The organism is Candidatus Liberibacter sp., assembly GCF_014048425.1.
Lineage (GTDB): Bacteria > Pseudomonadota > Alphaproteobacteria > Rhizobiales > Rhizobiaceae > Liberibacter.
In genome coordinates, this window is sequence record NZ_JACETX010000045.1 from 1 (window position 1) to 9201 (window position 9201).

Below are 9201 nucleotides of genomic sequence, written 5' to 3' on the forward strand. Positions count from 1 at the left end.
ATAATGACCTTTAAGCCCACATATTATCGCCTCAGCTTCACCACGCTTAAGCGCTAAAGCGCCAATCACCGTAGGATTGTTACCAACAAGAGTATGCGCAACCTCAGGAGTAATCCCCTTTCGTCCCATTAATGAAAAATACAGATCAACATATTCAAGGGATCGTACATTATCTTCTGGATTGATAATATCAAAGTCATTCTTAGGAAGAATCTTTAGACCACAACTATGAAGCCTCGTCTCAATAACACTCGGACGACCAATTAAAATTGGTCTGGCAATGTTTTCTTCCACCAAAACTTGTGCCGTACGTAAAACACGTTCATCTTCTCCTTCAGAAAATATAACGCGTTTAAATGTTGATTTTCTAGCAATTGCAAATATCGGATTCATCAAAGATCCAGAACGGAAAGCAAAACGATTTAATCTATCCCGATAAGCCTCAAAATCCTCAATAGGACGAGTAGCAACGCCTGTTTCTGCTGCTGCTTTGGCAACTGCAGGTGCAATACGTAAAATTAAATTGGGATCAAAAGGTGACGGTATAAGATAGTTAGGACCAAAAACAGGTGATTTTCCTGAAGCATCTTGCAAAGCTACAACATCAAGGGGAATATCTCGAGCCAATGAAGCCATCGCCCTAACCGCCGCCATCTTCATCTCTTCATTTATAGCAGTAGCTCCACAATCTAATGCTCCCCTAAAAATATAAGGAAAACAAAGCACGTTATTAACTTGATTAGGAAAATCAGAACGACCTGTACATACCATCGCATCAGGTCGAATTTTTGCGACAACTTCAGGCATAACCTCAGGAATAGGATTTGCCAAAGACATGACCAAAGGATTCTTTGCCATTTTCTTCAATAAGACAGGATCAAGAGCACCTGCTGCAGACAAGCCAAGAAATAAGTCAGCACCTTCCATCGTTTCAGCAAGAGTCTTTGCACCACCATCTTGAGAATAAGCCGATTTCCATTTGTCCATTCTCTTTTTGCGCCCTTTGTAAACAAGCCCTTCAAGATCATGAACCCAAATATTTTCGCGCCGCACTCCCATTTTCACCAAGAGATTTAGGCAAGCTAACGCGGCAGCCCCTGCTCCCAAGGTAACAACTTTAATATCACTAAAAGACTTTCCTGCCAATTCAATCCCATTCAACACCGCAGCAGCAACAGTAATAGCAGTTCCATGCTGATCATCGTGAAAAACAGGTATTTTCATCCTTTCAGATAAAATCCTTTCGACTTCAAAGCACTCAGGCGCCTTGATATCCTCAAGATTTATTCCTCCAAATGTTGGCTCTAATGATTCAATGGTTGAAACCATAGTCTCAATGTCTACTGCATCGATTTCCACATCAAATACATCAACTCCCGCGAATTTCTTGAATAATACCGCCTTCCCTTCCATAACAGGCTTGGAAGCCAAAGGTCCAATATTACCTAAACCAAGCACAGCAGAGCCATTAGATATAACGGCAATCAAATTAGATCTAGCTGTATACTTTGCTGCCTTGGAAGGATCTTCGTGAATAGCAAGACAGGGAGCAGCAACCCCCGGAGAATAAGCTAATGTAAGATCCCTTTGATTACTCAATGGCTTCGTCGCACGAATTTCCAATTTTCCAGCACAAGGATACTGATGATAGGAAAGCGCATTCTCAGATAGACTATCCTCTGCAGAAATCTTGGCATATTCGCTCTTGTCTGACAACTCATTCCCCATAATTACAATCCTTCTTTGCGGATTATTGCATAACTTATTTTAGAAAAATAGTCTACTAACTTAACTATTTAAACAAGAATCTACTCTTATAAATTAAACTAAAATCCCTAATACTTCGTAATAGATTTTATTCTTGTAAAAAAAACCATAAAAGCATATAATTCAATCGTATTTTGTAGTTTGTTTAAAAATTCCTTTCATCTGTATATTAAATTAATCACTGGAGATGACAATGGAATCAGAGGGAGTTTCTTCCCCAGATATCATGCTATCTACTCTTGAAGATGGAACGAAATTATTCCGTCTTATTGGAAGTTGGCGCACTCCAGAGGTAACTGAGATTGCAAATGATATACTTATTCTCATTAATTATTCTGTATCTAACGATTCTGCTATAGTTGACCTTTCAGGGATCGGAGAAATTGATACCATCGGCGCAGGGTTTATCGTCCGTCTTATAGAGAGATATCGTGGCAAAATACAATTTCAAGGAGCAGTACAACGTGTTGAGAAGCTTATCTCCATAATCCCTTCTAGCTTGGTGGACAACACACCAAATCCTAAAATTTCCTGTAATATTATGAAGCGTTTTTGTAGTTTGGTGGGGAAAAAGGTTTTTGAGATACTCGATGATTTTTACGAACAAATATATATTCTAGGTTCAGTTATATATGCTCCATCTGAGTTAATCTCTGATCGCCGAAAGTTTCATGATTTTCTTTCTTCTATTATCAAACAAATGTATTATATGGGAGTGAGTGGAGCACCAGTAATTATTCTTATATCTTTTGTGGTTGGAGGAGTAATAGCACAACAGGGAGCTTTTCAGCTTCACCATTTTGGAGCAGAAATTTTCGCAATTGATTTGATTGGCATCCTGCAATTGCGGGAAATTGGAGTGTTATTGACGGCTGTTATGATTTCTGGACGCTCTGGAAGCGCAATGACCGCTGAAATTGGATCCATGAAAATGAACGAAGAAATTGATGCCCTCAAGGTCATGGGAATTGATTTCATGAGGGTTTTGATATCGCCGCGAATTTGGGCTCTTGTATTCTCATTGCCATTGCTCACTATTTTAGCTGATTTCTCTGCTGTTATCGGAGCATCTACCGTTGTTTATAAATATTACGGGATACCCTTTTCTGTTTTTTTTTCGCGCTTTCATTCAACAGTCATGTTAGGAGATATTATTGCAGGACTTATAAAAACTCCTTTCATGGCATTTGCAATCGGCATCATCGCTTCTAGACAAGGGCTTAAAGTGAGAATTGACTCAAATTCCCTTGGAAGCAAAGTAACCCTTTGTGTTGTAAAATCAATTTCTGCGGTAATACTGATAGACACTATTTTCGCCATTTTCTACTTTTCAATTGGCATATAATTCCATCAAAAGGCATATATTTTGAAAGTATCGAATAATTTTTCCCAGAAAGAAAAGATTTTATCCGTCAAAGATCTAACTGTTAAATTCAATAAAAAAATTATACTTGATAATGTTAATTTGGATATGTTTCGCGGAGAAATTCTTGGAATAATTGGCCCTTCCGGAGTTGGAAAATCGGTTCTCATGCGTTCTATTTTGGGTTTAGTACCTCATACCTCGGGACAGATAAAAATCTTGGGAAAAGAATTTAATCCTTCAAAAGGGAAAAGCGATATTGCTCTCAGCACTAAATTGGGCGTTCTTTTTCAACGTGGTGCATTATTTCCATCTCTAACCGTTTATGAAAATATTTGTACTCCAATCCGCGAGCATCTTGATATTTCTGAACCATTTATTAGCGATATTGTTCGAACCAAAATATCTATGGTGGGACTTCCTGTCGACATCGCTACCGCTATTCCCGCACAACTCTCAGGAGGAATGACTAAGCGGGTCGCACTAGCTCGATCCTTGGCAATTGATCCAGATCTTATCTTCTTAGATGAACCAACTTCCGGACTCGATCCCATCGGAGCAGCAGAATTTGATACTTTACTTATAAAATTACATAATACCTTAGGATTAACTGTATATATGATAACTCATGATCTTGATAGCTTACTCACTATTTGTAGTCGGGTTATAGTTATGGGAGAAAAAGGCATCGTAAAAGAAGGTACAGTTCAGGACATGCTTGATTCTTATGATCCTTGGATTAAATCCTATTTCAAAAGGATGACTAGGAGAGGAATGTAAACCAAATTATGGAAACCGATACTCACTATACATCCGTAGGGATCTTCACAATTTCAATCCTGTTATTAGCGTCTTTTGCCATATATTGGCTATCCCGAAACAATCAGTATGACAAATCGATGAGTGAATTAATAATCCGAATTCCTGGTTCGGTTAATGGACTTTCGGTTAATTCATCCGTCCGTTTTAATGGTATCCAAATCGGATCAATTACCAAACTATCCATAGATGAAGATGAACCGATGTATTCCCTAGCCAAAGTCCATATACGATCTGATTCTCCAATATATCCTTCAACAATCGCAACTATTGGAGTACAAGGACTGACTGGGATGGCATATATTGAGTTATCTACTGCCCAGAAAGAAGATAAAAACGTCTTTCAGATTGCAGAAGAAACGCAAGAAACTGCGTTTATTACAGCCAATCCCTCAGGAATGAACAACCTTTTATCATCAGCAGAAGGAGTTCTCAATAAAGTCAACGTCACATCCGACCAGATTCGAGATTTTATAGGCGATGTACGCAAACCACTTACGGTAACCGCTGAAAATTTTGAAACCATGTCAACAACATTTTCACAAAAAATTTCCCATGCAGACCAAATTTTAGGTGGTATGAAGAATCTTCTAGGAAATTTCAATGCATTTATCGACAAGATATCTGATGGCATGAAAACAATCGATAAATTGACTAACATCATTGATACTAAAAAAATCGACGCAATACTGAATAATGCTGAAATCACCAGCGCCAATCTCGTCGGAGCATCCAATAAAGCAGGCAATACAATAGACGGAATTCAGCGAATGACACAAACTTTTCAAACCGTTGGACAGAAAACCGATCGTATCTTGTCTAATTTATCTTCGGCAATAGATAGCCAAAAAATATCCTCCTCACTAGAAAATATCTCTGAAACTACTTTAAATGCGCGTAAGAGCATATCTTCTATACAAAATATTACAGAAGATCTGGCGGGACGTCGTCAGAAAATGATTTTAACAATTGATAATATAGCTGAAATGGCAAATCATCTTAATAGATTCTCCATACAATTTGAAGAAATCTTATCAAAAATCAAACAAACGACGAGCATAGGAGGCAAAAATTCTCTCATTGAAGAAGCACATCAAACGCTTCAATCTCTCAAGGAGACGGCTAACATGATTAGTACCCATGTTCCTCCCATTGCTGATAATTTTCAGAATTTTTCAAATAATGGTCTACGTAATTTGCAAGATCTCATCGCAGATACTCAGCAAAGCGTTAATTATTTCAGCGACGTTCTTGATAATTTTGAGCATAATCCTCAACAGATTTTTCTGGGAACAGAATCAGCCAAACAATATAGACCTAAGCATTAACAGAATAGATGACTGACTTATGAGAAAAAACTCGATGAATTTTACTAAAAATATGATATCTCTCAATATCATTATGTTATCGTGCATGTTGCTTTCTTCATGCTTCGGATATTCACCTAAAAATACCTTCGATGTTGTAGAAATAGAATTGAAATCCACTCAAAATATCTCAAAATACAATTTTCAACTTTTTATCAGTGAACCAGTGGCTCTTAAAGCTCTAGATAGTGAAAATATTGTTGTCCGTTATTCACCTACTGAAATTCAATATTTGATAAATTCGCAGTGGAGCGATAAGCTGCCACGCATGGTGCAATCGAAATTAATTGCAAGTTTTGAAAATGATGGCAGATTATTAGCTATTAGTAAACCAAGCCAAGGTATGATTGCGGACTATCAAATATCTTCTACAATCAGATCTTTTGAAATTGATCTTCTGCGCAATAAAGCTGTGATTGATATATCTGTAAAACTCATTGGTTTCCGTAATGGTATTGTAAAAGCACAAAAAATCTTTCATATTGAAGAACAGCTTGAAAAAGATAACAAAATGTATTTCATTAAATCTCTTAATCTTGGCTTTGCTCGGATCTCTTCTGAAATCATTAAATGGACTCTTTTATCCCTTTCTACGTCAGAATAATTTTTTGGTAAAAATTAGGGATGAATATATTCCCTAAAAAATAGCATAAGAACTTTTCTTAGAGAATACGATCACAAAAAACGACCGTATCTTTTTGTCTATATTTATGAATCCTATCGCTATTTGAATAGCGCCAAAGAAAAATATTTTTATATCTTACGTGACCTAAACCAATAATTGGAGTGTTATTGATGGTTGTTATGATTTCTGGACACTCTGGAAGCACAATTACCGCTGCAATTAGATCCCCTGAAAGGGGGAGGGATCAAATAATCTCAATTTTTAGTATTAAAATTAATATTTTTCAAGATTTTTATCCAGAAAAATCTTATGGTATGCAAATTCCAAATGTCTTACGAAGATACATGGATTTAATATAAAACGGGCAAATATCCTATACAATCAATCCCATCAAAACCCAATTATATCTAAAAATCAGATACATAAATAAACTTAAACATTTTTAAAATAGAAAATCACTTGCCACCAATATCAAAAAAATGCAATCCACGAAGATCAGAAAAAATATGCTTTCAGCCCTTTTCCAGAAAGGAACATATAAACTTAATCGTTACGCATAAAATTTACGGTTTCCTGTCTTCTTTTGCGCCTGCAAAGATTTTCCTGATCTAAACAAGAACCTCTTTTCCTATAGGAAAAACATCTATTTTAATCATGATTACATAAATTTTCAATTTGACATCAAGTACGCATTTAGCCTAATTCCCCCTTTTTTTTACATAAAGCAGGTGAATTAGAGAACTGCATGAACCATACAAGTGACAAAACTACCAGAAAACTTGCTCCTAGAAAAAAGTATCCTCAAAAAATGCATAATAACAAAATCATACAAAAAGAAAGGCGATAGAATACGATTTAAATATCATATAAATCCTATAAAAATTCACTCTTAGAACAATCATGTGAGCGACTTCTCATTCTATCAACATTCCTTGAACATCATTTTTATCTACTGCTAAATTCTCTTCTTTCGAAATTTTGCATCTCTCTTCAAGAATCATTCGATCTCTATTCATTGCAATATCATGATTTTGAGATAAAACAGATCCTGTTCCAGCTGGAATTAAGCGACCAACAATCACGTTTTCTTTAAGTCCCTCTAGCATATCAACTTTTCCAGCAATAGCAGCTTCAGTGAGAACCTTCGTTGTTTCTTGGAAAGAAGCAGCGGATATAAACGATTCGGTCTGAAGAGAAGCTTTCGTTATACCCTGTAGAACAGGTGAGAAGGTAGCTTTTGCCTTTCCATTCTGTGAAAGCGTCATATTAACGGCATCCACCTCAATGCGATCAACACTATCCCCCGCTATATATTCACTATCACCTGCATCAACAATCTCAACTTTTTGCAACATTTGACGGACAATAACCTCTATATGCTTATCATTGATAACAACACCTTCAAGGCGATATACTTCCTGTATTTCATTGATAAGATAAGATGCTAAAGCTTCTATACCTTTAATTGCCAAAATATCGTGAGGAGCAGGATTTCCATCAAGAATATAATCTCCTTTTTCAACATAATCTCCATCTTGCAAATAAAAATGCTTGTTTTTAGGGATAAAATATTCAACAGGCTCAATATTATCTGCGACTGGCTCAATCAATACACGAGATTTGTTCTTATAATCCCGTTTTATTCTAATAGTCCCACTAATCTCCGCTAATATAGCACTATCTTTTGGATGACGTGCCTCAAAAAGCTCAGCTACTCGTGGCAAACCACCTGTAATATCCTTGGTTCTAGCACTGGATATCGGTAAACGTGCCAAAACATCTCCTGTAGAAACTTCATTTCCAGGATTAACTGAAATAATGGCACCAACTGATAAGAACCAACGAGCATCAGCCCCCCCCTCAAGCTTCAGAATAGAACCATTCCCTTCTTTGATAACAATGGATGGCTTTAAATTTCGACCTCGTGGAGTAGAACGCCAATCGATAACATGTCGTTTAATAATACCTGTAGATTCATCAACCGTCTCTACAACAGAAATACCGTCAACCAGATCCTCAAAACCTACCTTCCCAGAAACTTCTGCTATTATTGGGCGAGTATGAGGATCCCACTCAGAGATACGCTGACTAATTTCCACGACATCACCATCATCGACAAGAAACTTGGCACCATATACAATACGATGCGAAAATAGCTCTCGCCCAGATGCATCCAAGATTTTAAGCATCGTATTACGTCCCATAGATATGAGATCATTCTCAGAATTGCGAAATACTTTTCGATTTTTTATCTTTATTGTACCTATACAAGGAGCATCTAAAAAGGATTTGTCCACGTTCGTAACCATACCACCACTGTGAAAAGTACGCATGGTCAACTGCGTTCCAGGCTCACCAATAGATTGCGCCGCGATAATACCAATAGCTTCACCTACGTTAACAAGAGAACCTCGAGCAAGATCACGACCATAACACAGCGAGCATATTCCCTTATAGGTTCTACAAGTTAACGCTGAACGAATCCTAACATGCTGAATACTAAATTTTTCAATATCAACCACATGAGATTCAGATATTAACTCTCCAGCCTTGACAATGCACTCACCCGTCACAGGATTAATGATATCATCAAGAATTGTACGCCCTAAAATCCGACTTCCTATAGAAGAAACCACCTGCCCAGAATCTACGATAGACCCAATTGTTAAACCCTTATCCGTACCACAATCAATTTCTTTTATGACACAATTTTGAGCAACATCTACAAGCCTACGAGTTAGATATCCAGAATTAGCAGTCTTAATAGCCGTATCAACCAATCCCTTACGGCCACCATGACTTGAACAAAAGAATTCGTGTATACTGAGTCCTTCTTTGAAATTCGAAACAATAGGAGACTCAAGAATCTCTCCGGATGGCTTAGCTATCAATCCACGCATTCCACCAAGCTGGCGCATTTGAAGGACAGAACCACGCGCCCCAGAACGAGACATCATAAATATAGAATTCATTGGTTTTTGACGCTTAGTTTCCGGATCAAATTCAACTGCCTTGATACAGGACATCATCTCTTCAGTAACTTTATCAGTCGTCTTACCCCAAAGATCAACAACTTTATTATATTTCTCTCCATGAGTAATCAGTCCGTCATTGTACTGTTGCTCATATTCCTTCACCATTTTTTCGGTTTCTGAAACAATTCTTTTCTTGGATTCAGGAACAACTATATCATCTTTTCCAAAGGAGACACCTGAAAAAGAAGCATATGAAAATCCCAATCGCATAATACGATCACAGAA

7 protein-coding genes are annotated in these 9201 nt (G+C 37.2%); 5 read left to right on the top strand and 2 right to left on the bottom strand.

Features of this window, described 5'->3' with window-relative positions; genetic code table 11:
* Positions 1-1728, bottom strand: a 1728-nt coding sequence (locus tag H0G72_RS05025; RefSeq protein ID WP_182017689.1) for a phosphate acyltransferase, incomplete at its 3' end; no start/stop codon positions are given.
* Positions 1729-1960: 232 nt separating this feature from the next.
* On the opposite strand from H0G72_RS05025, the gene H0G72_RS05030 reads away from it, so the two are divergent.
* The 5 genes from H0G72_RS05030 to H0G72_RS05050 all read left to right on the top strand — a co-directional run bounded on the left by H0G72_RS05030 (position 1961) and on the right by H0G72_RS05050 (position 6300).
* On the top strand, positions 1961-3112 hold the full coding sequence (locus H0G72_RS05030) for an MlaE family ABC transporter permease (RefSeq protein ID WP_259345151.1): 1152 nt from the start codon (positions 1961-1963) through the stop codon (positions 3110-3112).
* 21 nt (positions 3113-3133) lie between these two features.
* A complete protein-coding gene (locus tag H0G72_RS05035) occupies positions 3134-3910 on the top strand; it encodes an ABC transporter ATP-binding protein (protein ID WP_182017691.1) in 777 nt (258 codons plus the stop codon).
* An 8-nt stretch (positions 3911-3918) separates the two neighbouring features.
* Positions 3919-5277, top strand: coding sequence for an MlaD family protein (locus H0G72_RS05040; RefSeq protein ID WP_182017692.1), 1359 nt, complete (start codon positions 3919-3921; stop codon positions 5275-5277).
* A gap of 34 nt (positions 5278-5311) precedes the next feature.
* Positions 5312-5920 carry an ABC-type transport auxiliary lipoprotein family protein gene (locus tag H0G72_RS05045; RefSeq protein ID WP_259345154.1) on the top strand — a complete coding sequence of 203 codons (609 nt, stop codon included), beginning with the start codon at positions 5312-5314 and terminating at the stop codon, positions 5918-5920.
* 191 nt (positions 5921-6111) lie between these two features.
* Positions 6112-6300 carry a hypothetical protein gene (locus H0G72_RS05050; protein ID WP_182017694.1) on the top strand — a complete coding sequence of 63 codons (189 nt, stop codon included), beginning with the start codon at positions 6112-6114 and terminating at the stop codon, positions 6298-6300.
* A 555-nt stretch (positions 6301-6855) separates the two neighbouring features.
* On the opposite strand, the gene H0G72_RS05055 is transcribed toward H0G72_RS05050, so the two are convergent.
* On the bottom strand, positions 6856-9201 hold a 2346-nt coding region (locus tag H0G72_RS05055; RefSeq protein ID WP_476384673.1), incomplete at its 5' end, for a DNA-directed RNA polymerase subunit beta'.